This window comes from Vibrio sp. V38_P2S17PM301, assembly GCF_009904845.1.
In the GTDB taxonomy this organism is placed as follows: Bacteria; Pseudomonadota; Gammaproteobacteria; order Enterobacterales; family Vibrionaceae; genus Vibrio; species Vibrio proteolyticus.
In genome coordinates, this window is sequence record NZ_WXWO01000071.1 from 34,350 (window position 1) to 58,583 (window position 24,234).

A 24,234-nucleotide genomic window follows, 5' to 3' on the forward strand; every position below is an offset into this window, starting at 1 on the left:
ATAGCATAAATAGACATGTTGAAGAGCATAAATGGACAAACAAACCAACGCAACGACTTGTACTATCGAACTATCATAAAATTCGAATAAATACAGGAACACAACATGGAAATTGCTCACTCTCTGCAACAGATTCAATCGTCGTACATCAGAGAAATTCTGGCCGCAGCCAGTGATAAGAACGTTATTTCTCTGGCCGGCGGCTTGCCAGATGAGAAGACATTTCCTATCGAGTTAATGAAGCCGACGCTTGAAAACATGGCCAATATGGCGCACGTTTTCCAATATGGCGCAACCGCAGGTTATGGGCCGCTACTCGAGCACCTAAAAGTACGTTTTGCACTGCCGGAAAGCCACGATGTCATGGCATGTACCGGCTCTCAACAAGGGCTGGATCTGATTGCACGTGCTTACATCAACCCCGGTGATGTGGTTGTCATGGAAGCACCGAGCTACCTTGGTGCGATGCAGGTTTTTGGTCTGGTTCAGGCTGAGATTGCTACCGTATCTCAAACGACATTCGGCCCGGATGTAACGCAATTAGAGGAAGTGTTTAAGACCCGTCAGCCTAAAATGTTTTACGCCGTACCGGACTTTCACAACCCGACCGGTGTTTGCTGGGCGCTGGACACGCGCCAACAAGTCGCCGATTTGTGTGAGCGCTATAACGTCGCCTTTATCGAAGATGCCCCTTATCGTGAACTCCGTTTCCAGGGTGACGCGTTACCTCTGGTCTCGGATTTCTGCCCTCAGCACTCTATCGTATTGCGCTCTTTTTCTAAAATAGCCTCGCCGGGGCTACGCATCGGTGCGGTTTCCGGTAAAAAAGAGTACCTGGCGCCACTGATTAAAGTAAAACAAGGCGCGGATCTGCACTCTAGCGTTCCAATGCAGGCATTGCTGCTCGGCTTGCTGGAGCATGACAACTTCGATCTGCACATGGAAAACATTCGTCAGTTGTACAAGTCACGCTACGAGGTTCTGCATGAAACCCTAAGTGCTCTGTTGCCTGATACCTGTGAACTCAAATCTATCGACGGTGGCATGTTTGTCTGGCTGTCTATTCCCCAATGTGACACTTTTGCACTTGCCAAAACGTTGCTTTCTAACGGTGTCGCGGTGGTACCAAGCCCTGTTTTCTACCCTCAACCAGAAGGTGCACCGGCCGCATTGCGTTTGAACTTCACCAACGCCGAACCCAAAGAGCTGGCCGAGGCTGTTCGTCGTCTGGCGGACGTGCTCAACGCTCTGTAAGCAAAGGACAGAGAAACAAAAGCACCGGGATATTCCGGTGCTTTTTCAGATATCAATGGTGCTGAGAAGTATCGTTTCGCGTTGACGCGAATTACCGCCTGCGGTGAGGTTTCTTCAACTCTGGGTGAAAGCGCCCTTTCGCGCCAAGATCGGCAATCGTGTATTCATCCGTTCCCGGAGTGTTGACATCGCGCGACTGCGATAACTGTAACGCGTCCATCATCATGGCCTCCAACCCGAGGTTATATTGCTGAAACTCCTCTTCAGTCAGCCTGAGTTTAGAGGTAATAAAATAGGCTGATTTGTTGTCCTGCTTAATACATTGCACGCGCTCTTTCAGCCCTTCCAGCACCTGATTCTTAAAATAACTCGGAAAACGATGCGACTCTGAAAATGCAATGTGCCTCGGCACAGCCACACGAAATCGTAGCCCACTGATGAGGTTAATCAATCCCAGCTTTTCAAGGTCGCGCAGATACAAATACATCGACGCTTCATCCAAATCGTACTTTTTCATCAACCAATCGGCATCGGCTCGGTCTGAAATCATATGATCCAATAAGGTATACAGCTCCTGATGCTCATAGAGTGCAGCGTCCTGTTCATCGCTAAAAACCGGCACCGCGGACACCGCCTCTTCCGCTCTGGCCATGATCTGCGATACCGATACCCCAACTAAATCAGCAATATCACACACTCTGGAAATGGACAGCGGCTGCTGTTGATTGAGCAGCCGCTTCACACTGACTTCAGACACACCAAGATGCTCACTGAGCGCTTTATACGAGACGCCTGCGCGTTTCAATTCCAGCTTAAGCTGGCGACAAATCTCACTGTGTAACGGCTCCACCTTGCCCTCTTGTATCTTCAAACTGACCATAAGGAATCATATATGGATACCTTTTGGTTTTCAATTGCACAAAAAAGGTCATTTAAGGATTCTTAGCTCAACGCAATCATTAAATCACGCATACACGAGGTCACTATGTATCACTTAGACCGCTCTTCAGATTACATACCAGAGCTGCATAAAAAAACATTCCAGGAAGATCCCCAACCAGTACCGGTAAAATCGGTCAGTCAACGCTCTCCGGGGCGTCTGCCGTTATTTGTCATGTGTCTTGTCGCGCTGGTGTTGGGCTGGCTGATACTCTAGACCAACCCCGCGTAACTTGTGCGTATCAGCGGCATCGTCGTGTCATGGCGAATCAGTGACTCACTTCGGGCAGTTGCTTCGCCATGACCACACCGAGCAGAGTGACGACTGAGAATACCAGCACGAGCGATGACAAGCTGATCACATGCGACAGCGCACCAATCGAACTCATCAACATTAGCATCAAACCAATCACCGTGTTGCTGACTGCGACATAGCTGGTACGTCGGTCGCCTTCAGCAATATCAACCAGATACGTTTTGCGCCCAACACGCACACCGTCGTGCGCAATGCAGACACAAAAATACAATACTGGCAGCAAGTAAACCGGGGCAGACGAACCATTCAGCCATTGCTCACACACAAACAGCACAACACCGATCAATGCGCTCATGGTCGCGCCAATGATCATCACACTTCGGCTGGACTGATCGGACAGGCGTCCCCAAAACGGTCCGGACACAAAAGAGGCCAATCCACTGGCAAACATAAACAGCGCCAATACCCACAGTTGATTGCCAAATGATTGCTGTGCCAGCACCACATAGTATGGGGCACTGAGCGCAGAGCACAGGAACAGCGTACGCGTAATGACAAAACGACGGAAAGTTGGATCGGTTTTCAGCAACGCCAGTTGTTTAAACGCTTCGAGCATACCGCTTTTTCCACCGTCAATTTCACCGGCATATTCATTAATCCTTGCATACACCACCGCGGCCAGTAGCCAAACGCCTCCAGCCGCAGCGAGACTAACCCCATAAAAGCGTTCGCTTGGTTCCACTTGCCACCACCAGGACAGCCCGAGCAAGCTGGCCAATATCAGGGTCACCAAACCGGCTGAACTGGATGACCAGCCGTTCACCTGACCGCGTTGGGATTTGGGAATGGTTTTACCGAGAATGTCTTTGGAGGCCACCGAGTTAAGACCACGTGACAGGCTAAATACGACCAATGCGGCGATCACAGCGTAACCAGCGGCCACGCCCGTCATGGTCAGAGCAATAAATCCAATCGCAAAAATGGAGAGCGCCTGTAAGATGCTGCCTGCCACCCACACCCATTTGCGTACTGGTATACGGCGAATATAGTGAGCGATACTCAGTTGCGGGATCAGCGATCCCGATTCACGAATCGGCACCAGCCAACCGATCAGATACACAGGCGCCCCGATGCTTTGCAGAATCCAGGGTAAGGTAACTTTCGGATTGATCAACGCATCACCCACTTTGGTCAGAAACTGGGCCACAATCATCTTAATAAAGTTGCCCGGCACTTCACGACACGCTGAATCTGGAATGGCTTTACAGGCTCGGGCATCCTCATCGTTAATGATTTTTTCGTAGATACTGTCCAGTGTTTGTTGATTCATGATCTTCTCCGGCAAATCGAATCTGGCCTTGTGGTGACGTCATTAAGTTAACAGCTTGTGTATAGAGATCAAATGGTTGCGAATCTCTGGCTTTCAGGTCAACATGGTGTTGTCTCTCCCCGCTTTAGGAGCTTGATTTGGCCACTCAGAACAAACTCATACGTTATCTCAGCATTGAAGCTGAAGACGCATTTCGCAAAGAAAGTGAACTGCTCAGCCAGGTACAATCCGGCGCGCTTTCTCAGGTTCTACTGCTTTGGCAAGCCAAAAGCCCAACGGTGGTGCTTCCTGCCGGAAAAAAATGGCCAAGAACCGCAGAATTAGACAGCGCAATCGCCCGCCTTGGCTGGAAGTTGGTCGAACGAAAAACCGGAGGGGCGCCGGTACCACAGCTTCCGGGCATTATTAATCTGTCCCACATCTACCACTGGCCGGACAATCAGCCTTATGACATAAAAGCCGCGTATCTCCATTTGTGTGACGTTCTGAAGCGATTTTTTACTCAATTCGGAGTGCGTACCGACATTCATGCCACTCCGGGATCCTACTGCGACGGTGACTACAACCTGAATATCGCCGGGCAAAAAGTGGTCGGCACGGCACAGCGGGTGCTGCTAAAGAAAGGCGGAGGACAAGTGGTCTTGGCGCAGGCCTGTATTCTGTTGCAGGCAAACCTGGCGCAAATCGTTGAGCCGATACGGGTATGCAATCGACTCAGTGGCCAAACCGCTGACATTCTTGCGGATGTCCACACGCCGCTGTTCGACCACCTCTCAGACCATCCGAGTGTGGACAGCCTTTATCAAGGCATCACTGATGCCTTTCTCAGCCAGCGTTAGATGACCTCACCGAGCAGATTCCTGATTGAGTAGCGCTTCGATCTCCGCTCTCAGCGCATCAATTTGTTCAACGACGCTCGGACGACCCTGATGAAAATCGACGGGCGAGCGGTTAAGTGCACACACGGTACCAACCGCTTGACCCTGAAAATGAATCGGCACACCGTAATAAGTACCTAAATCGAATTTCACCAGATCTTCATTACCCTGCCACTCAGCGTCGGTTCGGGCATCTCCAACCAATAACGGCTGATTCGTATCGATGACACGTTCACAATACAGCTCATGGCAACCGGCTTGATTGCTTTTCGGGCCCGCATCTCCCGGGCTGTAGATCTCTTGAGTATTGGCGGCAAATACCACCATTTCATTGGGCATCGACTGCATCACCAACAGCGAGTGAAGCCCAGAGTCGGTGGCGATTTGATTCAGTTTTTGAGTGATAGCGGCGTGATGAGCAGCAATTGCATTCAGTTCCATTGAGGTCTCCTGGTTGTCAAAATCAAGCACTAAGGTGTGATGAATGGGTCACAGTCTAGAGCGCTTCGTTGGATATAACCGTTCTACTGCTCAATTTCTTTCATCCGTATGTGTTTATTGTATTGATGCCTGTTCAGGCACGCAGGCCGATATGCGCTTCGTAAGCCATTGTTCGAAGGCCGTAACCAAGGGCGAACTTTCCTCAGGTAAGCCCAACAACACATAATCGTGTCCGGAAGGCACAAAACCGAAAGGTGCTATCAAACGGCCACTTTGCAAATCGTCCATGACCAGTGGATACGGGCCAATCGCTGCGCCGAGCCCATCGGCTGCCGCCTGCAAACAAAAATAAAAATGCGCGTACGTTTGATTGTGCTGATGGCTTAATGGAGCATGATTCGCCATCGCCTGCCACTCTTGCCAAGCCTCCGGCCGGGTCTGACTGTGCAACATTTTAAGCGACGCAGATTCAGTACAAATCTGTTGCCAATACTCAGGGCTCATGACCGGCCCTACCCATTCTTCCACCAAAGTGGTTTTGGTGTAGTTTTCGGTCAGGGGAAAATCATCACGCCGGATCGCCAGAGACAAACCACTGCGACCGAGTAACACCGGGCCACCTGCCGTCGATAAACGAACATCGGCTCCCGACTGGGCATGAAACTCCCCCAATCGAGGCATCAGCCAACGCATGGTCAGTGTCGGCTCGCACGACACTTCCAGCGCTTGTGTTTGCAGCCGGGAAAGGTGTTCCACTCCTTGTTGCAAAGAACCAAACGCTTTATCGGTGTAATCACTCAGCGCCTTGCCCTGTGCAGTCAGTACCACATTGCGCCCCTGCTTGGTAAACAGAGGTTGTTTGAGATAGCTCTCCAACGTTTTTATCTGCTTGCTGACCGCGCCATGCGTCAGGTTGAGTTTCTCGGCCGCCTCACTGAACGTTTCAGATTGCGCCGCAACATGAAAAACATAAAACGCTTTCAGATGCCTCATACGTGAGTTTTCCTCACCTATCAATCGAATTCTTTTCGATTATAGACCGGCACTTAGCAACCTACAATTAGCGAGAAAATTTCATTCTTATCAAGGACAATCTGTGGAAGTTATCAGCTTAGCCATATTAGGCATACTCATTGTAATCAGCCCAGGGGCAGACTTCGTTTTGGTATTAAAAAATAGCCTCAACGCGGGCCGAAAGGCGGGGCTACTTACCGCGGCTGGCATCAGCCTAGCGATCACTATCCACATTTCGTATTCCTGGCTGGGAATCAGTTACCTGGTCTCACAGAATCAATGGTTGTTTATGGGGATAAAATACGCAGGGGCTGCGTATCTGATTTATCTTGGGATCAAAGGGATACTCAGCGCGTCAGCCGATGCAGCCCTCTCCTATTCCGCGGAACAGCCACTTGCAGCGCACCGGTATCTGCTGCAGGGATTCCTATGCAATGCGCTGAATCCGAAAACAATGCTGTTTTTCCTCAGTATCTTCAGCCAGGTGATCTCGGCTGACGGCAGCACCGACATGGAAGCCCTGCTTTATGGCGTGTATATGATTGCGCTCCATGGAATCTGGTTTTCTCTGGTGGCCACATTGATTACCGCGCCTTTGTTGCAGAAACGTCTGCTGGGCATGAAGAAACGGCTTAACCAGGCCTGCGGCGCAGGATTGATGCTGTTTGGTGCAGCGTTAGCGGTTAAAGCGTAATCACCGGGAAACTTGTTGCGCGGTCCTTGCGGACCGCGTTTCTACCACATTACTGACGACCACCAGCAGCAAGGCGGTGCCCATCAACATAGCGGCTACCGGGAACAGTGGAGCATAAACGCCTTGCCAGTCAAAAAAGGCCGACATGGCACTGCCAGACAACGCCTGAATCAAAGCAAACATTGCCGTCGCCAAACCCCACATTTTCTTGTGGTGCAATACACCCACCAGCTCAGCCAGCCGCCCTGAAGTCAACGAGACGACACCAGGAATCATCGCCCCGACTAAAAACGAGGAGACCGCCAGCCCGGCTGGTGTGAGGATAAACACAGGTATCGCGACAGCCGATGTTTTGATGATAAAGGCACATACAATCGCACCTCGCCAGCCAGCCATTCGCACCAGAAGATTGGCGATCAGCGGCCCGGACATGGTGCCAAAACCAAACATGCTCCAGTACCACAGCGCTTGTTTCGTCCCTTGATTCAATTCCGCCGCGATATAATCGACCCAAAAGATGGTGTGAGGAATGAAACCCGCCGCATCGAATCCGTACGCCAGAATCACCAACCAAGCAGCAAGGCCAGGCTGAAACATATCTTCGTTCTGCGTATGTCGTGATGCCTCAGACCTTGTTGGCGCGTATAAACGGCGTAATCCAACACCACACAATAAGGTGGAAAGCAGCGCCATCAGCCCCAACACCAACCAGGTTTGGGTTAAACCAACAGAGAGTAAAAACGGCATCACCACGGCGGAGATTACCACCCCAAGACCGATGCCCATAAAAATCATCGTGCCAATCGTATTGCGGTGGCGTTCAGGCGTATTGAGAATCGCGAAGGAAGGGCCGACCACAATCAGCATGCCACCACCAATTCCGGAGAGGCAACGCCATAATGCAAACCACCAAAAGGAAAATGGCGTAAAACACACCAGATACGCCAACCCCACAGCCAGTGCAGACACCAGCAAAACCCGAGCAGAACCAAAACGCTCCGAGACTTTGTGCGCCAGCAAGGCACCGATCAGATACCCCAGTAAGTTCGACGCGCCAAGGTAGCCAGCCTCCACCGACGTAAACCAGTTTCCCTGAGCCAGAGCCGGAATTAATGGCGTGAACGCAAAACGGGAAAGTCCTATCCCCATCAGGGTTGCATTAACGCCAACAAGTAACGCGGCAGTGGTTTTGCTGATCGCCATCCTGGCTCCTTTTGTTTGCCGCTTCGACGGCGGGTTGTAGCACGAGTTATTCAACTACTTTGTCAGAAGCGGAACCAAAAAGCGAGCCATGAAATCACGCGGTATAGTGCTATACAAGTCCCTGACTCGCCGAGGTTTATACGTCGTAAATTTCTGATAAGGTGGCGTAACTGCGCAATTTCAATCAGGCAACGCGCAAATTCACTGATTATGATAACGCCAACTTCTGAACATTAAGACGAGACAACGATGAGTGTGATTCGCACCAGAGAACAACGAGTGCAACGTGTATGTGATTATATTGAGCGACATCTGGATGATGATCTTTCACTGGATCTGCTCAGTGACATCGCTGCCTGCTCAAAGTACCACTTTCATCGCGTGTTTAAGGCGTCGATTGGTATCAGTACCATACAATATCTTCTGTTGGCCCGATTACGAAGAGCGTCATTTCGCTTGGCCTTCGAGCCGCAGAAAACGGTCACAGATATCGCACTTGAAGCTCGATTTGATAGCCCGGAAGCCTTTTCGCGGGCATTCAGTCGCACGCTTGGCCAAACACCGTCTCAGTTCAGAAGTCAGCCGGACTGGCCAACCTGGCACAGCCGACTGGAAATTCATCCGATAAAAACAGGAGACATGAACTTGGACGTCAGAATCATTGACTTTCCGCGCACTCAGATTGCGTTTATCACGCATCAAGGTGATCATCAGCGCGTGCTGGAGACCGCTTCTAAACTGATTGAGTGGCGCAAACAAACCGGTTTATCGCCGGTGAAAACCAGCCAAACGTTTGGCATTCCGTACAGCGATCCTAACGATACGCCCAAGGAGGCATTTCGTTTTGATATTGCAGGCAGTGTACTGCAAGATGTGCCCGAGAACGAATTTGGTGTCGAAAATGGCGTGATTCCTCCGGGACGTTGCGCGGTGATCCAACATAAAGGGAGCCACGACGGGATCAGCGATACGGTGTATCACCTGTATCGAAAATGGTTGCCGGACAGCGGCGAAGAGCTGAGAGATTTTCCATGCTTTTTCCACTATCTGAATTTAATCCATGAAGTGGACGAGTGTGACCTGATCACCGACATCTATCTGCCGATCAGATAAGGCTGTCCGCCCTATAACGTAAATTACGGTCTGGTGACTGCAGCGCCAGATCGTACCGCGTTCGACATCAGCGTTCAGCCAAAAGTCAACACATCACCGTCGCTGAGCGTGGTTAATTCCGGCCCTAACAAATGAATCGTTCCCGGTAGTTCAGGCGTGCGCTGGCCATCAAACTTCAGCGTCACGTGCCCCAGTTTGGCAAGGTTGTGATTGGCCACTTTGCCGACAGCCGTCACCACATATGCCCGTTCACCGATCAGTAACGTGGTGTCGTGATCTATCTGTCCGACCAACTCCGATCCTGAATGCACAAAACAATACTCCCGCACCTCTTGCGGCGCATTGTGTCCAAACAAAATCACCATATCATCTTGCAAAGCATCTCTGGCGCATTCTCCTACCGAGAGGATCGTCGTCTGATATTGCAACATATGCCCTCACTGATAAATGAAGAACGACACGAACCAGGCAATCAGCACCGTTGGCGCTCCCGTTAGAAACCGGGAGTACAACACTGAGGGCACCCCAACCTGCACGGTTTCTTGCTTTGATTCTGCCAACCCCAGACCGACCGGAATAAAATCGCATGCCGCCTGAGCATTGATAGCAAACAGAGCCGGCAAAGCAAGATGCGGGGGTATCGTACCCATACCAATTTGAGTGCCGATAAGAACGCCGATCACCTGAGCGATGACTGCGCCAGGTCCGAGAAACGGTGACAGCAAAGGAAACGAACAGATCAACGCAATCGTCAGTAGGCCCAGCGGGTTTCCGGCCAATGGCGATAACGCATTCGCAATCACATCGCCCAAACCGGACGCCAAGATCACACCAATCAGCATTGAGACGAACGCCATAAACGGCAGAATGGTTTTCAGTACTGTATCGATCGTTTCCCGACCGGCCTGATTCAACGTGGCCATAACGGATCCCATCCCGATACCGACGCGAGCCAGCAACCCATCCGTCTGTTGAGTCAGTTTTTTTGTGGTATCAATCGTATCACTTTGAGCCAGAGGTGCAGATTCGCGTTGGGGCACATCGCGTTGGTTGAGCAGAGAAAAGCAGCCACTGCGTACATCCGACACATAGATGTCGTCCTGAATGTATTGTGCCAACGGGCCACTTTGGCCAGTGGCGTGGATGTTCAGAGTCGGGATACGTTTTTTAGGATAGAGCCCACAGCGCAACGTACCACCACAGTCAATCACCACACAGGAAATGTGCTCGTCGGGTACGAAACTGTCGAAACCATCCACCGCCTGCATCCCTGTCATGCTCACCATTTCATCAATGAATACCGGACGAGTGCCCGCAGTGATGTAGACGATTTTCTTCTCTGGCTCCACAGGAATAAACAACGGCCCGCCCCAGCCGCCCTGCCCGCGGATCACTTTTAACACCGTCATGCCTTCTCTCCGGCAGAATCCAGATCGACCTTGTCATTCAATGTCACCCCCTGCTGTCTGGCGACCCATTGCGTGGTGAGGTCAGTCACCCAACCACGCAAAAAGTTTGTCACCAAACCAACCAATAAATACGAAATGGCGAGTGGCCCGAGCGACAACCCCTGTTGAGTGATTCCGGCAGCGATCCCCAGATAGATGAAAAGCTCACCGGGGTTCACGTGGGGAAACAGACCATTCATGGTGTGACAACTGTAAGAAGCCGACGCGTAATAGGAGGGTTTGTATTTTTCGGGCAAGAAACGTCCGAGGCTGAGCACCATCGGATTGCAGAACACAAAGGTGCCAATCGTCGGTAACAACAGGTAGCGTGACACGGGATTGGAAGCGCTTTTCTGCGCCAGTGTTTCAATATGGTGCTGACCAATAAAACGAATGAGAGCGTTCATCGCAACCAACAGACAGATCAGCAATGGCAGCACTTGTGTCACCATACCGGTAAACACCTCACCACCCTTTTCAAACAGACCGATAAACCAGTCTGCTCCCTTCACGATCCAATCCATGCTTTCGGCTCTCTATTAACCCGGTGAATAGCCGAAGTGTTTCCCTTATTGACACATTGAAAAAGAGGCAAAACAAAAAAGCGTGATTTTAATCACCAAGAATTTTCATTCTAAAAGCATAAAATTGAAAGAGACAACAAAATGAAAAATAAAACGCAATAAAAAAGGAAGCCTTTGGGCTTCCCTGTCTTACGATTCTCTATCTACACTAGGCATCTACTGTGATCACCTGAATCCCTTTGCTTTCCAGATAGGCGGCATCTTCTGCCGAAATATGGCTGTCGGTAACCACGACGTCAATTTTCTCCAGCGGCACCACCACATTCGGGCTGCGGCGGCCAAACTTGCTGGAATCCGTCACCACAATAATCTGATTTGCAGCCTGGCACATCGCCTGACTAACCTGATACGCTTCGTTGTAAGTGGTGGTACCCTGAGCGAGATCAAAGCCATCAGCACCAATAAACAACTTGTCGAAAGAGAACTGCTTGAACGCTTGCTCCGCCAATGTTCCGTGGAACGAAGCTGACTTACGGCGATAAGTGCCCCCCGGCATCAGCACCGTGTGTTCTGCTTCTAAATTGGCGACGGCATTCACAATGTGGATGCTGTTGGTCATTAAGGTCAGTGCCATCACGCGCTCAAAATGCGGCACCATCTGTAATGTGGTGCTGCCACAATCAAGAATAATGGAATCACCGTCGTTTACCAATTGAGAAGCGGCTTTGGCAATCAGACACTTACGATCTAGGTTGACCGTTTGTTTCTCATCCATAGAACGGTCTTCACTGCTGACACCACTCGGTGAACACGCTTCTGCAGCGCCGTAACGGCGAATCACCAGCCCTTCTTCTTCCAGAGAACGTAAATCGCTTCGAATTGTGGCTCCTGAGGTTTCAAAGGTATCCGCCAGATTGTTGACTGACGTCTTACCATTGGCACGCAGATAATCCAGCAACTGCGCTCTTCTGTTATCTAAATTCATAGCATCGACTTAATAATTAAACTCATGACAGTCTATAACAGTTCTTTTTCAATTTAAAAGTCAATGAAAGAGATTCTTTCACTATTGCTTAGAAATTGCGACGCTTAACGCTTCCTGAACATTCATGTCGAGCTGAGACAAAAGCGCTTGAGGCGGCGGAAATGCCTGGCCAATCAAAGACGACAGTGTTTTGGGTCTGGCGAACACCGAAATACCCTTCATGACTTTGGCATCCACGATACGGTGCGCGCTGTCTTCAGCCAGGACCACGACCGTTCTGGGTTTCCAGCGGCTCTGAGTCCGGCCAATTTTAACCTGACCTTTGTGCGCCATCGCCTGAAGCATTCGATTGAATGCGCGGATTTGCAGGTAGCCAAATACAATCTGAATCGCCCATGCACCGGCGGCAAAATAAATCAGTATCGTTGTTGAGTCCATCTTTCGTCTCTCTGTTAAAAAGGGGCAAGCCAGTGGCCTGCCCAAGATAAGTTGCCCTTATTCTCGGAGCATAGGGCTTAATCCACGGGGGGTGGATTAGAACATCACCTGCCCGCCGGTAATATTGATCGACTGACCGGTGCAGTACGCCGCCTCGTCGCTGGCATAGAACTTCAGTACGTTGAGGACATCCTGATATTCGCAACCGGCTTTCAGTGGTACTTTATCAATATAAATCTGCTCAACTTCCGATTCTGGCACACCCAGTTTTTGCGCGTATTGAGGCAGCAAAGACTGGAACATCGGGCTCTTCAACAAGTTACCCAGCATCAGAGAATGCACCGTTATCTTATGCTCGGCAAGATCCAGCGCCAGTGACTGAGTCAGTCCGACACCACCAAACTTGGCGGCCGAATAACCACTGTTGTGCTTCGAGCCTACTTTACCTGATTTCGAGTTGATCTGGATAATGCGTCCACCACGCTGCTCACGAATCATCACTTTGGCGGCTTCACGGGCGCAGAGAAAATATCCCGTCAGGTTGACATCAATGGACATCTGCCAGGCGTCCAGCGGGAAACGATCGATTTTGGCCGCCTGAGCGACGCCGGCACTGTAGACTAACAGATCAATCCGGCCAAAATAGTCATCCACCCTTTGAACCATGTTGACCACGCTCTGTTCTTTGGTCGCATCGACTTCCACACCGAAGGCCGTCTCCTGACCGTATTCGCGGTTGATACGTTCTGCAACCTGCTCGGCATTGCTGCCATTCAAATCCGCGACCGCGACACGATATCCTTCATCCGCCAGCCCAAGACTCAGGAATTCACCCAAAGTCTGACCACCACCGACAACTAACGCAACTTTACTCATAACTTACACCTTACTCTAAATGTGCTCTGCCACAGGCGCAGAGCACGAATACTCAATTCAAAAACACAATTTCATCGCCACAACGAACCTGTTGTGGACGGGCACCATTCACATGCAGGCACCCTGGGTACTCAGCCTCCGCCAACGCGTCAAACCGGATCGTGATATGGCCAAGCTCGGCGAGGTTTTGGTTGACCACCTCACCCACCGCGGTGATCGGATACTGCTGCTCCCCCAGCTTCAACACTCCGCCAGGCTTTATGTCGCCTTTCAGCGCGTCGTGGTTGTGAATGAAGCAGTATTCAGCCGCATCGACAGGCGCAACATTGCTGAAAATAATCATCATGTCGTCTTCCAACGCGCTGTTGGCAAACTCACCAATACTTTCGATCTTTACCTGATACAGTGGTGACATTGCATCTTCCTCCTATTGATAGATAAACATGGAGACAAACCAGGCCAGCAGCACGGTGGGTGCTCCGGTCAAAAAGCGCGAATACAACACCGATGGCACCCCAATCTCGACTGTTCTCGGCTTGGCTTCTGCCAGACCAAGACCAACTGGAATAAAGTCACACGCCGCTTGAGCATTGATGGCAAACAGGGCGGGCAGTGCCAGATGCGGCGGGATATTTCCCAGACCAATTTGCGTACCGACCAGCACCCCAATCACCTGCGCGATCACCGCGCCGGGGCCAAGAAACGGCGACAGCAGCGGGAACGAGCAGATCAATGCCAACGTCACCAGGCCAAAAGGATTCTGCGCCAGCGGCGTTAGTGCATTGGCGATCACATCCCCCAGGCCGGAGGCCATGATCACCCCAATCAACATGGAGACGAACGCCATGAACGGCAGGATGGTTTTTAACACCGTGTCAATGGTTTCGCGCCCTGCCTGAAAGAACGTTGCCATGACCGATCCCATACCAATACCGATGCGGGCCAGCAGGCTGTCACTCTGTTGAGTGAGCTTTTTACTGGTGTCGTACTTACTCTCTTCCTGCGGTGCTGCGTCTCGAACGACGGGTTGAACGTTAACGCCGTCGCCATCAAGCAACTGGATATCGTTCTCCCGCACGCCAGATACGTAAATATCTTCTGTGATGTACTGCGCCAACGGCCCGCTTTTTCCTGTAGAGTGAATGTTCACGGTTGGGATGCGTTTTTTCGGATACAAACCGCAACGTAAAGTGCCGCCGCAGTCAATCACCGCCACGCCGACCTCTTCATCGGGAATGCTGGTTTTAAACCCATCCACCGCGTCGTAGCCAGTCAGCTCAGCGATACGGTCTACAATAGCGGGACGCGTTCCCCCGGTGATGTACACCACTTTCTTGTTGGCTTCGACGGGCAGCTCCAACGGGCCACCCCAACCACCATTGCCTTTTTGTATGCGTAATACCTGAGACATATTCCATTTCCTCTGTTAGCTGAAGTGAACCTGACGTTCCAACTGGACGCCTTGCTGACGCTCGACCATGGACGTCGTAAAATCGGTGATCCAGCCACGGAAGAAGTTAGTCACCATCCCCACCAGCAGATAGCTGACGGCCAAGGGACCAAGTGGCAAGCCCAAAGTTGTCAGACCGCTGGCAATACCGAGATACACGAACAGCTCACCCGGATTAATGTGCGGGAATAAACCGTTCATTGAGTGGCAGCTATACGAGGCTGCCGCATAATAGGAAGGTTTGTAACGCTCCGGCAGGAAGCGACCGAGACTGAGCGTCATCGGGTTACAAAATATAAACGTGCCGATCACTGGCAAAACCAGGTAACGGGAAACCGGATTTCCGGCACTGCGCTGCGCCAGCTTTTCAACCCGATCTTGGCCTATCAACCGGATAAGCGCATTCATCGCCACCAGCAATGCAATTAAGAGAGGCAGAATACCGGTCACCATACCTGTAAACACCTCTCCCCCTTTTTGAAACAGTCCGATAAACCATTCCGCTCCGTGAATTATCCATTCCATAATCAAACCTCGTTGTTGTTATTGGCTCTGTGTCAGAGCTCACTTTTATACTTTCACTTTAATTTTCACTTTAAAAGAAAAAGTTTTTACTTTGTTGATTAAAATCACACTATATAATTTTCAAAATAAAACAAATGAAAGGATAATGCTGAATTTAAAAAGGAGCAAAAATGGTCATCACGGTCAATGACAACAGGAGGAAAAGTGCGATAGTGCCCATGTGGAATAGTTATAGGATACCCGACCAGACACAGGATTAAATTACTGTTTTTAATAACATTAATCCCAACATAAAACGAGTCATCGTGATAGTCAGAGCCAGTCGTCTTGTCATTCGAGACCCGTTATCCAGACAGCATATGCCTGCTCTAAGTCACAGATGTAAGCCAAGTCACTACCTATCATTCATCACTTGGTGTAAAACTAATGGCATCATTTCTTTCAAATTAAAAGACACTCATCGAACTAACTGAGCATTGAGCTTTTGATATGAAAATTACATCGTGGCTTAGTCAACCGTATTGGCTAAGTCAAAGCGAGCGAACAACACCGGACATGATCATGGAAACACATCACTCAATTGAAGAAATCTGCCAGCTCGGTCGTGGCGTGATTGAACAGGAACTGGAGCAGGCGAAACGGCTGCTGAATACCTTGAACCAGTCGTTTGCTGATACCTGTCAGGCTATTTTGAATTGCAGCGGGAAAGTGATTGTGACGGGAATTGGCAAATCCGGGCATATTGGTAAGAAAATCGCGGCGACCCTGGCATCCACCGGATCCCCGGCTTTCTTCGTTCATCCGGCAGAAGCCTTACACGGTGACCTGGGCATGGCACGTCATGGTGATGTGGTTATCCTGATCTCCAATTCAGGCGAAGCGAATGAATTTAAACTGATGGTGCCACTGCTCAAGCGTCAGGAAATTACCACCATAGGGATGACCGCCAACCTCAACAGTTTTCTGGCCAAAGAGTGTCACCTGGCGCTAGATATCGCGGCAGAAAAAGAAGCGTGTCCACTTGGCTTGGCGCCCACTGCCAGTGCGGCAAATACCCTGTTACTTGGTGATGCGCTGGCGTTAACCGTGATGACACTTCGCAACTTTGATCACAATGATTTTGCGTTATCTCATCCTGCGGGCTCTTTGGGCAGCCGCTTGTTGACCAGTGTAGAGCAACTGCTGGATGCACCGCACAAAAACGCCTTTTGCTCACCAGACTCCAGCCTGCAGGAAGCCGTGGGAGTGATGTGTCAAACCGGGTTTGGTTTAATCGCAGTGGTTGCAGATGGCAAGCTGCATGGGGTGTTTACCGACGGTGATTTGCGTCGCTCATTTGCCAAGGGCGTCGCACCGGATACCGCGATTAGTCACCTGATCAAACCGGGCGCCGTGACAACGTCCCATTCGGCGCTGTGCTTCGATGCACTAACGTTGATGCGCGAACGTGCGATTACCGCGTTGCCAGTGCTGGACGAGAACGACCATTTTGTGGGCGTCATCAACCAGCATACCATTCAAAAAGCGGGTATTTACTGAGCTGAGTTACTCAACTCAGAATCAAGACAGCGCGGCGATAGCGGCGCTGTCACTCAAACCCTTCTGCCAAATCAATCGCTTGCCTCGCTTCACTGAGGCTACAACCACACATATCCACCAACGCCAATGCCGAAATACCGGGGTGTTGCGCAATCACTTCGGCTGGCGTCGCTTTGGGCGCCGGCAACTGCTTTTCAATCGCAAGCTGAATCCAATAGTAATCGGCGCTGAGTTGCTGGTGTAACTGACGCAAGTTCTGCTCTTCTCCGCTCAGTAGCCAATGGCGTGAACGTCGAATACGTTTCAGACTGACGCCACACGCTTGTACCAGCGACAACACGTGCTGTTTGTCTACCACACGATGGACAAAACTATTGAGTTGAACGGATAACATGAGGAACAGAGTCAAAGGAAATGATTGGCAGATTATACAAAAACATCAGGTTCGGCCAAAGCGAACCTGATGTTGCAGTGGTTGTTACCAATAATTTTCGCTGGCGTATTGACCTGGTTTACGGCGCAGGTGCTTTTCTAAACCAAATTGCTGCAGCACATCCTGCGTATCGTGAACCATATCCGGGTTACCACACAGATACACAAAGCTTTTGTCTGCCCGCAACGTCGCGCCGGCCTGCTGCTGAATGGCACCGCTGCTCAGCAAATCAGGAATCCGGCCTCTGAGCGCATAAGGCACTTGCTCTCGGGATACAACCGGCACATACACTAAACGTCCCTGATAGTGCTCCTGCAGTTCTTCGATCTCTGCTCGGTAGACCAGATCTTCTTCATGACGCACGGCATGCACCAGCACCAGTTTATCCAGATGGCTGAGTGCATCAGGCTCACGCAAAATAGAGATAAACGGGCCAATCGCGGTACCAGTGGAAAGCATCCAAAGCTCTTTTGCTGGCTCAGGCAACTCGCCTACCGTCATAAAACCGGATACCGTCTGACCCACATAAACGGTATCGCCAGTGTTCAGTTCATGTAAACGTGGGGATAACTTACCGTGCTCAGCGGTAATGATCAGAAACTCCAGATGCGAGCCGGATGCCCGGTAGCTCGACACCATGGAGTACGCGCGCTTGTGCCACTGGTCTTCGTCTTCCTGCAACGCCAGTTTCGTAAACTGCCCGGCGTCATAGCGGCCGATATCAGCGTCCACCCACAAACTGAACTGATTTTTCGTCCAGTCTTTTCGTCGCACGACTGTGCCCGGGATTAGGTCACGAGGTACTTCTTTCATACAATCCTCCATCAAGGCAGATTTGAAATGCTGTTACTTCTAAGCCTAGGTGATATAAGCAAAACTGATCGGTTTTACGTGTCATATTCCCCCAGGTTCAGGACCCTGTCACCATCCTGTGCCTGTGACTAACTTACTCCTGAGGTGATAGAAAAATCAACACAACAACTGTAGGGACATCGCAATAAAAAAGCCCCGCAAGATGCGGGGCTTAGGTTCGATTCTCTGGCTTACATGCCCAGCCCTTCGGTTAAGGCTTTTATCTGCTGCAGATCCATCTGATGCACTTTGATCATTTGATCCAATTGACTCAGACGAGAGTTGGCTTCGTCTTGCTTATCACACGCATCTGATTTCGCATCCCATGAGCGCCCTTCCAGATAGACATCGCACTCTTTTTTCAACTTGGCAATTTTAGGGACCAGTTTTTCACGCTCAGATTGCAGTGCCGCCAGCTCTTGTTTAACCTTCACTTCACGCTGGAAAACTTCGCGTGAGCGCTCCAGCACTGTCGCCTGAATATCGGCCTGCGCATTCAGCTTCATGTTTTTGTCGTCCGCTTCTGTCAGCAACTTGGCTTTTTCGCTGACCTGAGCTTTCAATGTTTTGTTGCTGCTTTCGAGTTTAGTGATTTGTGCTTTCAGTTGTTCGACCTCGGCCTGATGCACCTGGTCGCGCTCTGCAACCGCTGCGCTAATTTTCTCTTCCACTTCAGCGCTCAGTGCCGCCTGACGCTGCGCCGCTTGATCAACAGAGGCTTTTTTACTGTCTTCTACCTGCTGGTATTTCTCTTCCAACACCTGATAGTTGGCTTCCCATTGCTTCGCCGTGACGCTTGAGCCAATCAGACCACCCAGAGCCAGTCCCAGCACAGCGGCAATAGCAATATACAGATAAGTGCGCTTATCGCGCTCTTCAATCACTACTACATCTTCGTCGTGTTGATTTGTCTCATTACTATTATTCACTCGGTTACTCCGTTTGCTCGTCAGCGGGTTAGTTCAGCAACAATGATGGAAGCGGTATACACCAAAAAACCGGCGATCAGCGTGATCACGACACCTTTTCGTAATTTTTCGTTCGTCCGGTAGCGGATCAACAAAAATGCCATTACTACTAAAATTGCGATCGCCAAAAGTCTAGTCATAACAACTCCTTGTTCAGGGAAACGCTCCCCCATCATTCCTCTTGCAACCTTAACAAAATGAGAGAGTTAAGCATGCAAAGACACTACCATTTTATACCATTTCCGTGCGGATAAAGGTCAGAAAAAAGTAGTTTCGGCCTCACCACTGCTCAAATCATCGACAAACAGGATTTTTGTAGGTGACATCACAAAATCTTTTGGTTACTATCCGAAAGCAAATCATCTACCAATAGATGATTGTTCCGATGAAGACTGCAGGAGAGTGGTTTTTAACCAATATATAACATTTGGTTAAACTAACCCGCCGAAGAAGTAAATCTTTCAGGTGCTTTATTCTAACCCTGGTTAGAAAACCCTTACGGGAAAGCGAGGACTGTAGTTGGAGGAACCTCTGGAGAGAACCGTTTAATCGGTCGCCGAAGGAGCAAGCCGTGTGCAAACAGGGTGAAACTCTCAGGCAAAAGGACAGAGGAGTGGAAAGAACATTATCCGGCTAGCGGCTTTTCTGTCGTTAGTGATCTGTTGAGATCGTTGATCTCCCCCTTTCCCTCTTCTCCTTAGTAATGCTTTATCAATTAAGGGGAATTCATGAACCACTTTCATTCTTTACTACAGACCATCGACAACTTAGTCTGGGGTCCACCACTTTTAATTCTGCTTGTCGGCACCGGTGTTTACTTTACCTTTCGCTTAGGCCTGATCCAGTTTCGTCACCTGCCAACTGCCCTGAAAATGGTGTTCAGTAAAGACAAATCGGCCGCCGAAGGCGATGTGTCCAGCTTTGCGGCGCTGTGTACCGCCCTTTCCGCGACCATAGGTACAGGTAACATTGTCGGTGTGGCCACTGCCATCAAACTTGGTGGCCCAGGTGCCCTCTTCTGGATGTGGCTGGCCGCGCTGTTCGGTATGGCAACCAAATACGCTGAGTGTCTGCTGGCGGTGAAATACCGCAAAGTCGACGACAAGGGCCAGATGATCGGCGGGCCGATGTACTACCTGCAATATGGCGTAGGCTCTAAAGCGTTGGCGGTGATGTTTGCCATCTTTGCACTGGGTGTGGCCTGCTTTGGTATCGGTACGTTTCCACAAGTGAATGCCATCATCGATGCCAGTGAGATCTCGTTTGGTGTCTCACGTGAAATTTCCGCGGTGGTGCTGACTCTGCTGGTCGCCTTTGTCACGCTCGGCGGGATACAGTCGATTGCCAAAGTGGCCGGTAAAGTGGTGCCAACCATGGCGCTGTTCTACATCATCGCCTGTGTCAGTGTGATCGTGATGAACGCCGACCGTTTGGTTGAAGCCGTGGAACTGGTGCTGGTGTCGGCCTTTACGTCAACCGCTGCAACCGGTGGTTTCCTGGGCGCGAGCATCATGTTGGCGATTCAGTCTGGTATTGCCCGCGGGGTATTCTCCAATGAATCCGGCCTGGGCAGTGCCCCAATGGCGGCGGCAGCTGCAAAAACCGATTCATGCGTGAAGCAAGGGCTGATCTCGATGACCGGTACCTTCTTTGACACCATCATCATCTGTACCATGACTGGCCTGGCTCTGATCTTAACAGGCGCTTGGCAGAGCGATTATTCTGGTGCGGCGATGACCACATACGCATTCGCGCAAGGTCTGAACTCCGATACGCTTGGCCCGATGCTGGTGTCTATCGGCCTGATGTTCTTTGCCTTTACCACGATTTTGGGTTGGAACTATTACGGAGAACGCTGCGTGGTGTACCTGTTTGGCACCAAAGCGGTGTTGGTTTACAAGCTGGTGTTTGTTGCACTGGTTGCTTCCGGGGCCTTCCTGCAACTGGATATGATCTGGCTTATCGCCGACATCGTGAACGGCCTGATGGCGATTCCAAACCTGATTGGCCTGATCGCACTGCGTAAGGTTATCGTCGAAGAAACCCGAAACTACTTTGACGCACTGGTCGCCACGCCAAATCAAGCGAAAATGCAGGTTCAGTCATAAATCATTCCGCTGTATCTCACGATAAAAAATAAGCGCCTATCGGCGCTTATTTTTTGTTTGAGTGAACGCGGTTGATTACGGCGCTTCTTCCACCAAAAGCTTCACGCCTAAGGCCACCAGCACCACGCCAGTGGTCGCTTCCATATAACGCATAAAACGGGCACTGTTGAGCAGCGATTTGGCTTTGTTCAACGCGCCGGCTAATCCACATTGCCACACCATAGCAATCACAAAATGCACGCTGGCCATCAGCAGTGATTGCAACAGCGGTGAACCTTCAGGGTTTATAAACTGAGGCAGAAATGCCAAGTAGAATACCGCGGTTTTCGGGTTAAGCACATTCGACAAAAAACCCTCGCGCAGTGAACGTTTCACCACCAGTTGCGAAGCACTTCCCTCATTTACACTCAGCGGTGCGTTGCCCTGTATGGTGGCACGCAAACTGGTGATACCGAGATAAATCAGGTACGCCGCCCCCACCATTTTGACGGCATTAAACAGCTCTGCAGACTGAGCCAGAATCGCCGAAATCCCTATCGCGGAAAACGTCGCGTGAACAAACAAACCAGCACAAATACCCACACTGGTGACACTGCCATCGGCAAAGCCGCCACGGGTGGTATTGCGAATCACTAAAGCGGTATCTAAACCGGGTGTTAGGGTAAGAATCGTGATGGCTATCAGGAAAGCTTCAAAGTTCTCAATCAACGTCGACATCCTTGTAAACAAATAAGAAACTTAAATTACTCCGTTTTACAGTCAAATACTATCCATTCGACTCCTCGCATCAGGATATTTCTTGGTCGAGATGTTAATCGTTGGTAAAATTGCCGTTCAATATGAATTATTTTAATGATTAGTCACGGAAGGCGTTCTATGAGTGCATTCAACAAGTTGGTTCAACACTCCCAAAAAATCTCTCACTTTAATCATCTCGCAGCCATTTGCGGCTGGGATCAGGCGGCGGTGATGCCGTCTGGCGGCAACGAGGCCCGCTCTGAAGCGATGGCTGAGCTGTCTGTCCATATTCACGGTCTGTTAACTCAGCCACAGCTGGCTGACTGGTTTGCCGAAGCAGAAAGCGAAAATCTGACCACACAAGAACGTGCCTCGTTGCGCGAGCTGAAACGTCAGTGGCAACAGGCAAACGTGTTACCCGAATCTCTGGTTCAGGCCAAATCTCTGGCAGGTTCAAAATGTGAGCACGCTTGGCGTACCCAACGCGGCGACAATGACTGGGCGGGTTTTGAAAAAAACTGGGCAGAAGTCGTGAAATTGTCACGCGAAGAAGCACAAATCCGCGCAGAGGCTACGGGCCTTAGCCCATACGACGCCATGCTGGACATCTACGAGCCGGGCACCAGTTCGGCCTCACTGGATGTACTGTTTGCTGATGTGAAAACCTGGCTACCGGATTTGATTGATCAAGCGATTGAAAAGCAAAGCCACGAAGCATTCGTCGAGCCTCAAGGCCGCTTCGATACCGCCAAACAGAAAGCTCTGGGGCTGGATGTAATGAAACTGCTTCAGTTTGACTTCAACCACGGCCGTCTGGATGAAAGTGTGCACCCTTTCTGTGGCGGCGTGCCAACCGACGTGCGTATTACCACGCGCTACGATGAGAGCGAATTCGTGCAATCTCTGATGGGCATTGTGCATGAAACTGGTCACGCCCGTTATGAACAAGGCTTGCCAAAAGCCCTGGCTGGAACACCGGCCGGTGAAGCACGTTCGATGGGCATTCATGAATCTCAGTCACTGTTTTTCGAAATGCAGGTGGGCCGCAGCGCAGCGTTTATCGAACATTTGGCACGACTTGCCGGTAAGCACTTCAGCGACCACGATGCAGAGCTGTTCTCAACCCAGAACTTCCAAAAGCTCTACACCCGAGTGAAGAAAGATTTTATCCGCGTGGATGCCGACGAGCTCACCTACCCTGCGCATGTGATCCTAAGGTACGAAATTGAACGTGACCTGATCAACGGCCATATCCAGCACACCGATGTACCTGCGCTGTGGAATGAAAAGATGCAGTCTTACCTTGGCCTCTCAACCGAAGGGAATTTCAAGAACGGCTGTATGCAAGACATCCATTGGACAGATGGATCATTCGGTTACTTCCCTAGCTACACATTGGGCGCGATGTACGCCGCGCAGTTTATGGCTGCAATGAAGCAAACGGTGGACGTAGATGGCGCCATTCGCAGCGGCGATCTAACCCCCATCTTCAGTTGGCTGGAAAGCAATATCTGGAGTAATGGCAGCCTGCTCACCACGAACGAACTGGTGCAGCAAGCAACGGGAGACACCTTAAACGCCAACTACTTTAAAGAACATCTAAAAAGCCGTTATCTTTAACCCTCACCATTAAATAAAAAAGGCTCGCCAACGTGAATATTGGCGAGCCTTTTTAGTTGGTTGTCCAGTGTGAGACTGAAATGGTTATGCCCCAAACCTTTCTACCACAAGAATCAGGACTCATTTCTTTTGTCATAAATTGGCCTATTTTTGGTAATGCTAAAAGTGGCTACAATTCTGGTAGCTATTCAAATACCGCTTATAGTCATCAATATTTGACTAATATCTATATAACGTCCATCATGCATTACAGTGCATATTGATGTTTGACGTGGTTATTTTGATTATGGAAGATTCTGATTATTTCGAGTTGCTTAGTAAAAATGAAGTTGAGAATAAAAGTTTAGAATTAAAGAGGATAGATAAAATAAAAGCCCCAAATGGAATGGAGGAAATACTAAAGCTAATTGTTGGAATGGCTAATCGAAGTGGTGGTTACATATTAATTGGAATAAATGATGATGGAACTCCTGAAGGTAATAATATATTTGATTATTTTTCTCAAGGCGATAAATCTGGAATAGATAAAATAAAAGAAAAAATAATAAACTTATGCTTAGAAAAGATAAGTCCAATTATTAATATCGATTTGGATATATGCTCTGGAG

The 24,234-nt window shown here is 50.1% G+C and carries 28 protein-coding genes and 1 riboswitch; of the genes, 9 read left to right on the top strand and 19 right to left on the bottom strand.

Annotated elements, in window-relative coordinates; genetic code table 11:
• The first annotated feature begins 105 nt into the window (after positions 1–105).
• On the top strand, positions 106–1,254 hold the full coding sequence (locus CAG64_RS15515; RefSeq protein WP_161448312.1) for an aminotransferase-like domain-containing protein: 1,149 nt from the start codon (positions 106–108) through the stop codon (positions 1,252–1,254).
• A 91-nt stretch (positions 1,255–1,345) separates the two neighbouring features.
• On the opposite strand, the gene CAG64_RS15520 is transcribed toward CAG64_RS15515, so the two are convergent.
• Positions 1,346–2,134, bottom strand: a complete 789-nt coding sequence (locus CAG64_RS15520; protein WP_021703447.1) for a helix-turn-helix domain-containing protein — start codon at positions 2,132–2,134, stop codon at positions 1,346–1,348.
• Positions 2,135–2,239: 105 nt separating this feature from the next.
• On the opposite strand from CAG64_RS15520, the gene CAG64_RS15525 reads away from it, so the two are divergent.
• On the top strand, positions 2,240–2,410 hold the full coding sequence (locus CAG64_RS15525; RefSeq protein ID WP_021703448.1) for a hypothetical protein: 171 nt from the start codon (positions 2,240–2,242) through the stop codon (positions 2,408–2,410).
• Positions 2,411–2,462: 52 nt separating this feature from the next.
• On the opposite strand, the gene CAG64_RS15530 is transcribed toward CAG64_RS15525, so the two are convergent.
• Positions 2,463–3,779, bottom strand: a complete 1,317-nt coding sequence (locus CAG64_RS15530) for an MFS transporter (RefSeq protein WP_161448314.1) — start codon at positions 3,777–3,779, stop codon at positions 2,463–2,465.
• Positions 3,780–3,916: 137 nt separating this feature from the next.
• Here CAG64_RS15530 and CAG64_RS15535 point away from each other — a divergent pair, with 137 nt between their 5' ends.
• Positions 3,917–4,618, top strand: coding sequence for a lipoate--protein ligase family protein (locus CAG64_RS15535; protein WP_161448316.1), 702 nt, complete (start codon positions 3,917–3,919; stop codon positions 4,616–4,618).
• 6 nt (positions 4,619–4,624) lie between these two features.
• Here CAG64_RS15535 and CAG64_RS15540 read toward each other — a convergent pair whose 3' ends face one another.
• Together CAG64_RS15540 and CAG64_RS15545 are read right to left on the bottom strand one after the other, a co-directional pair.
• Positions 4,625–5,098 (bottom strand): GAF domain-containing protein, encoded by a 474-nt coding sequence (locus CAG64_RS15540; RefSeq protein WP_161448318.1) that lies wholly within the window; start codon positions 5,096–5,098, stop codon positions 4,625–4,627.
• Between the two features lie 114 nt (positions 5,099–5,212).
• A complete protein-coding gene (locus CAG64_RS15545; protein ID WP_161448320.1) occupies positions 5,213–6,091 on the bottom strand; it encodes a LysR family transcriptional regulator in 879 nt (292 codons plus the stop codon).
• Between the two features lie 103 nt (positions 6,092–6,194).
• On the opposite strand from CAG64_RS15545, the gene CAG64_RS15550 reads away from it, so the two are divergent.
• A complete protein-coding gene (locus CAG64_RS15550; RefSeq protein WP_161448322.1) occupies positions 6,195–6,806 on the top strand; it encodes a LysE family transporter in 612 nt (203 codons plus the stop codon).
• Here the strand turns inward: CAG64_RS15550 and CAG64_RS15555 are convergent, their stop codons facing one another.
• On the bottom strand, positions 6,807–8,009 hold the full coding sequence (locus CAG64_RS15555) for a YbfB/YjiJ family MFS transporter (protein WP_161448323.1): 1,203 nt from the start codon (positions 8,007–8,009) through the stop codon (positions 6,807–6,809).
• Positions 8,010–8,258: 249 nt separating this feature from the next.
• On the opposite strand from CAG64_RS15555, the gene CAG64_RS15560 reads away from it, so the two are divergent.
• Positions 8,259–9,122, top strand: a complete 864-nt coding sequence (locus CAG64_RS15560; protein ID WP_161448325.1) for an AraC family transcriptional regulator — start codon at positions 8,259–8,261, stop codon at positions 9,120–9,122.
• 74 nt (positions 9,123–9,196) lie between these two features.
• Here CAG64_RS15560 and CAG64_RS15565 read toward each other — a convergent pair whose 3' ends face one another.
• The 9 genes from CAG64_RS15565 to srlA (CAG64_RS15605) all read right to left on the bottom strand — a co-directional run bounded on the left by CAG64_RS15565 (position 9,197) and on the right by srlA (CAG64_RS15605) (position 15,368).
• Positions 9,197–9,553: a PTS glucitol/sorbitol transporter subunit IIA gene (locus tag CAG64_RS15565; protein ID WP_161448327.1), complete on the bottom strand. Its 357-nt coding sequence runs from the start codon at positions 9,551–9,553 to the stop codon at positions 9,197–9,199.
• Between the two features lie 6 nt (positions 9,554–9,559).
• Complete coding sequence (gene srlE / locus CAG64_RS15570; protein WP_161448329.1) at positions 9,560–10,531, bottom strand: PTS glucitol/sorbitol transporter subunit IIB; 972 nt, start codon at positions 10,529–10,531, stop codon at positions 9,560–9,562.
• Positions 10,528–11,094: a PTS glucitol/sorbitol transporter subunit IIC gene (gene srlA / locus CAG64_RS15575; RefSeq protein ID WP_061897591.1), complete on the bottom strand. Its 567-nt coding sequence runs from the start codon at positions 11,092–11,094 to the stop codon at positions 10,528–10,530. The genes srlE (CAG64_RS15570) and srlA (CAG64_RS15575) overlap by 4 nt, the downstream gene beginning before the upstream one ends.
• A gap of 208 nt (positions 11,095–11,302) precedes the next feature.
• Complete coding sequence (gene srlR, locus CAG64_RS15580) at positions 11,303–12,079, bottom strand: glucitol operon DNA-binding transcriptional repressor SrlR (protein ID WP_161448331.1); 777 nt, start codon at positions 12,077–12,079, stop codon at positions 11,303–11,305.
• 81 nt (positions 12,080–12,160) lie between these two features.
• A complete protein-coding gene (locus CAG64_RS15585) occupies positions 12,161–12,517 on the bottom strand; it encodes a transcriptional regulator GutM (RefSeq protein WP_161488427.1) in 357 nt (118 codons plus the stop codon).
• A gap of 96 nt (positions 12,518–12,613) precedes the next feature.
• Complete coding sequence (gene srlD, locus CAG64_RS15590; protein WP_021703461.1) at positions 12,614–13,393, bottom strand: sorbitol-6-phosphate dehydrogenase; 780 nt, start codon at positions 13,391–13,393, stop codon at positions 12,614–12,616.
• Positions 13,394–13,445: 52 nt separating this feature from the next.
• Positions 13,446–13,808, bottom strand: coding sequence for a PTS glucitol/sorbitol transporter subunit IIA (locus CAG64_RS15595; RefSeq protein ID WP_021703462.1), 363 nt, complete (start codon positions 13,806–13,808; stop codon positions 13,446–13,448).
• A 12-nt stretch (positions 13,809–13,820) separates the two neighbouring features.
• Positions 13,821–14,804 carry a PTS glucitol/sorbitol transporter subunit IIB gene (gene srlE / locus CAG64_RS15600; protein WP_021703463.1) on the bottom strand — a complete coding sequence of 328 codons (984 nt, stop codon included), beginning with the start codon at positions 14,802–14,804 and terminating at the stop codon, positions 13,821–13,823.
• Between the two features lie 15 nt (positions 14,805–14,819).
• Positions 14,820–15,368 carry a PTS glucitol/sorbitol transporter subunit IIC gene (gene srlA / locus CAG64_RS15605; RefSeq protein ID WP_021703464.1) on the bottom strand — a complete coding sequence of 183 codons (549 nt, stop codon included), beginning with the start codon at positions 15,366–15,368 and terminating at the stop codon, positions 14,820–14,822.
• A gap of 561 nt (positions 15,369–15,929) precedes the next feature.
• Here srlA (CAG64_RS15605) and CAG64_RS15610 point away from each other — a divergent pair.
• Positions 15,930–16,907 (top strand): KpsF/GutQ family sugar-phosphate isomerase, encoded by a 978-nt coding sequence (locus CAG64_RS15610; RefSeq protein ID WP_161488426.1) that lies wholly within the window; start codon positions 15,930–15,932, stop codon positions 16,905–16,907.
• A gap of 49 nt (positions 16,908–16,956) precedes the next feature.
• Here CAG64_RS15610 and CAG64_RS15615 read toward each other — a convergent pair whose 3' ends face one another.
• The 4 genes from CAG64_RS15615 to CAG64_RS23680 all read right to left on the bottom strand — a co-directional run bounded on the left by CAG64_RS15615 (position 16,957) and on the right by CAG64_RS23680 (position 19,300).
• A complete protein-coding gene (locus tag CAG64_RS15615; RefSeq protein WP_161454560.1) occupies positions 16,957–17,301 on the bottom strand; it encodes a ribosome recycling factor family protein in 345 nt (114 codons plus the stop codon).
• Positions 17,302–17,385: 84 nt separating this feature from the next.
• On the bottom strand, positions 17,386–18,153 hold the full coding sequence (locus CAG64_RS15620; protein ID WP_161454561.1) for a ferredoxin--NADP reductase: 768 nt from the start codon (positions 18,151–18,153) through the stop codon (positions 17,386–17,388).
• 230 nt (positions 18,154–18,383) lie between these two features.
• Positions 18,384–19,121 carry a chromosome partitioning protein ParA gene (locus CAG64_RS15625; protein WP_161454562.1) on the bottom strand — a complete coding sequence of 246 codons (738 nt, stop codon included), beginning with the start codon at positions 19,119–19,121 and terminating at the stop codon, positions 18,384–18,386.
• 20 nt (positions 19,122–19,141) lie between these two features.
• The gene (locus tag CAG64_RS23680) at positions 19,142–19,300 is read right to left on the bottom strand and encodes a hypothetical protein (RefSeq protein WP_021703469.1); all 159 of its coding nucleotides are present in this window, start codon (positions 19,298–19,300) and stop codon (positions 19,142–19,144) included.
• A 381-nt stretch (positions 19,301–19,681) separates the two neighbouring features.
• A riboswitch (glycine riboswitch) is annotated at positions 19,682–19,779 on the top strand.
• A 109-nt stretch (positions 19,780–19,888) separates the two neighbouring features.
• On the opposite strand from CAG64_RS23680, the gene CAG64_RS15630 reads away from it, so the two are divergent.
• Positions 19,889–21,268, top strand: a complete 1,380-nt coding sequence (locus CAG64_RS15630; protein ID WP_161454563.1) for an alanine/glycine:cation symporter family protein — start codon at positions 19,889–19,891, stop codon at positions 21,266–21,268.
• A gap of 75 nt (positions 21,269–21,343) precedes the next feature.
• Here the strand turns inward: CAG64_RS15630 and CAG64_RS15635 are convergent, their stop codons facing one another.
• Positions 21,344–21,976 carry a LysE family translocator gene (locus tag CAG64_RS15635; protein WP_237668213.1) on the bottom strand — a complete coding sequence of 211 codons (633 nt, stop codon included), beginning with the start codon at positions 21,974–21,976 and terminating at the stop codon, positions 21,344–21,346.
• A 168-nt stretch (positions 21,977–22,144) separates the two neighbouring features.
• On the opposite strand from CAG64_RS15635, the gene CAG64_RS15640 reads away from it, so the two are divergent.
• Both CAG64_RS15640 and CAG64_RS15645 read left to right on the top strand, forming a co-directional pair.
• Positions 22,145–23,626 (top strand): carboxypeptidase M32, encoded by a 1,482-nt coding sequence (locus CAG64_RS15640; RefSeq protein WP_161488425.1) that lies wholly within the window; start codon positions 22,145–22,147, stop codon positions 23,624–23,626.
• Between the two features lie 286 nt (positions 23,627–23,912).
• The coding region (locus CAG64_RS15645; RefSeq protein WP_161489332.1) for an AlbA family DNA-binding domain-containing protein at positions 23,913–24,234 on the top strand (322 nt) is incomplete at its 3' end.

Bases quoted from the DNA above. Each gene is read 5' to 3' on its own strand.
- CAG64_RS15515 (WP_161448312.1), top strand. From the start codon at position 106: ATGGAAATTGCTCACTCTCTGCAACAGATTCAATCGTCGTACATCAGA.
- CAG64_RS15520 (WP_021703447.1), bottom strand. From the start codon at position 2,134: ATGGTCAGTTTGAAGATACAAGAGGGCAAGGTGGAGCCGTTACACAGT.
- CAG64_RS15525 (WP_021703448.1), top strand. From the start codon at position 2,240: ATGTATCACTTAGACCGCTCTTCAGATTACATACCAGAGCTGCATAAA.
- CAG64_RS15530 (WP_161448314.1), bottom strand. From the start codon at position 3,779: ATGAATCAACAAACACTGGACAGTATCTACGAAAAAATCATTAACGAT.
- CAG64_RS15540 (WP_161448318.1), bottom strand. From the start codon at position 5,098: ATGGAACTGAATGCAATTGCTGCTCATCACGCCGCTATCACTCAAAAA.
- CAG64_RS15545 (WP_161448320.1), bottom strand. From the start codon at position 6,091: ATGAGGCATCTGAAAGCGTTTTATGTTTTTCATGTTGCGGCGCAATCT.
- CAG64_RS15555 (WP_161448323.1), bottom strand. From the start codon at position 8,009: ATGGCGATCAGCAAAACCACTGCCGCGTTACTTGTTGGCGTTAATGCA.
- CAG64_RS15560 (WP_161448325.1), top strand. From the start codon at position 8,259: ATGAGTGTGATTCGCACCAGAGAACAACGAGTGCAACGTGTATGTGAT.
- CAG64_RS15565 (WP_161448327.1), bottom strand. From the start codon at position 9,553: ATGTTGCAATATCAGACGACGATCCTCTCGGTAGGAGAATGCGCCAGA.
- srlE (WP_161448329.1), bottom strand. From the start codon at position 10,531: ATGACGGTGTTAAAAGTGATCCGCGGGCAGGGCGGCTGGGGCGGGCCG.
- srlA (WP_061897591.1), bottom strand. From the start codon at position 11,094: ATGGATTGGATCGTGAAGGGAGCAGACTGGTTTATCGGTCTGTTTGAA.
- srlR (WP_161448331.1), bottom strand. From the start codon at position 12,079: ATGAATTTAGATAACAGAAGAGCGCAGTTGCTGGATTATCTGCGTGCC.
- CAG64_RS15585 (WP_161488427.1), bottom strand. From the start codon at position 12,517: ATGGACTCAACAACGATACTGATTTATTTTGCCGCCGGTGCATGGGCG.
- srlD (WP_021703461.1), bottom strand. From the start codon at position 13,393: ATGAGTAAAGTTGCGTTAGTTGTCGGTGGTGGTCAGACTTTGGGTGAA.
- CAG64_RS15595 (WP_021703462.1), bottom strand. From the start codon at position 13,808: ATGTCACCACTGTATCAGGTAAAGATCGAAAGTATTGGTGAGTTTGCC.
- srlE (WP_021703463.1), bottom strand. From the start codon at position 14,804: ATGTCTCAGGTATTACGCATACAAAAAGGCAATGGTGGTTGGGGTGGC.
- srlA (WP_021703464.1), bottom strand. From the start codon at position 15,368: ATGGAATGGATAATTCACGGAGCGGAATGGTTTATCGGACTGTTTCAA.
- CAG64_RS15610 (WP_161488426.1), top strand. From the start codon at position 15,930: ATGGAAACACATCACTCAATTGAAGAAATCTGCCAGCTCGGTCGTGGC.
- CAG64_RS15615 (WP_161454560.1), bottom strand. From the start codon at position 17,301: ATGTTATCCGTTCAACTCAATAGTTTTGTCCATCGTGTGGTAGACAAA.
- CAG64_RS15620 (WP_161454561.1), bottom strand. From the start codon at position 18,153: ATGAAAGAAGTACCTCGTGACCTAATCCCGGGCACAGTCGTGCGACGA.
- CAG64_RS23680 (WP_021703469.1), bottom strand. From the start codon at position 19,300: ATGACTAGACTTTTGGCGATCGCAATTTTAGTAGTAATGGCATTTTTG.
- CAG64_RS15630 (WP_161454563.1), top strand. From the start codon at position 19,889: ATGAACCACTTTCATTCTTTACTACAGACCATCGACAACTTAGTCTGG.
- CAG64_RS15640 (WP_161488425.1), top strand. From the start codon at position 22,145: ATGAGTGCATTCAACAAGTTGGTTCAACACTCCCAAAAAATCTCTCAC.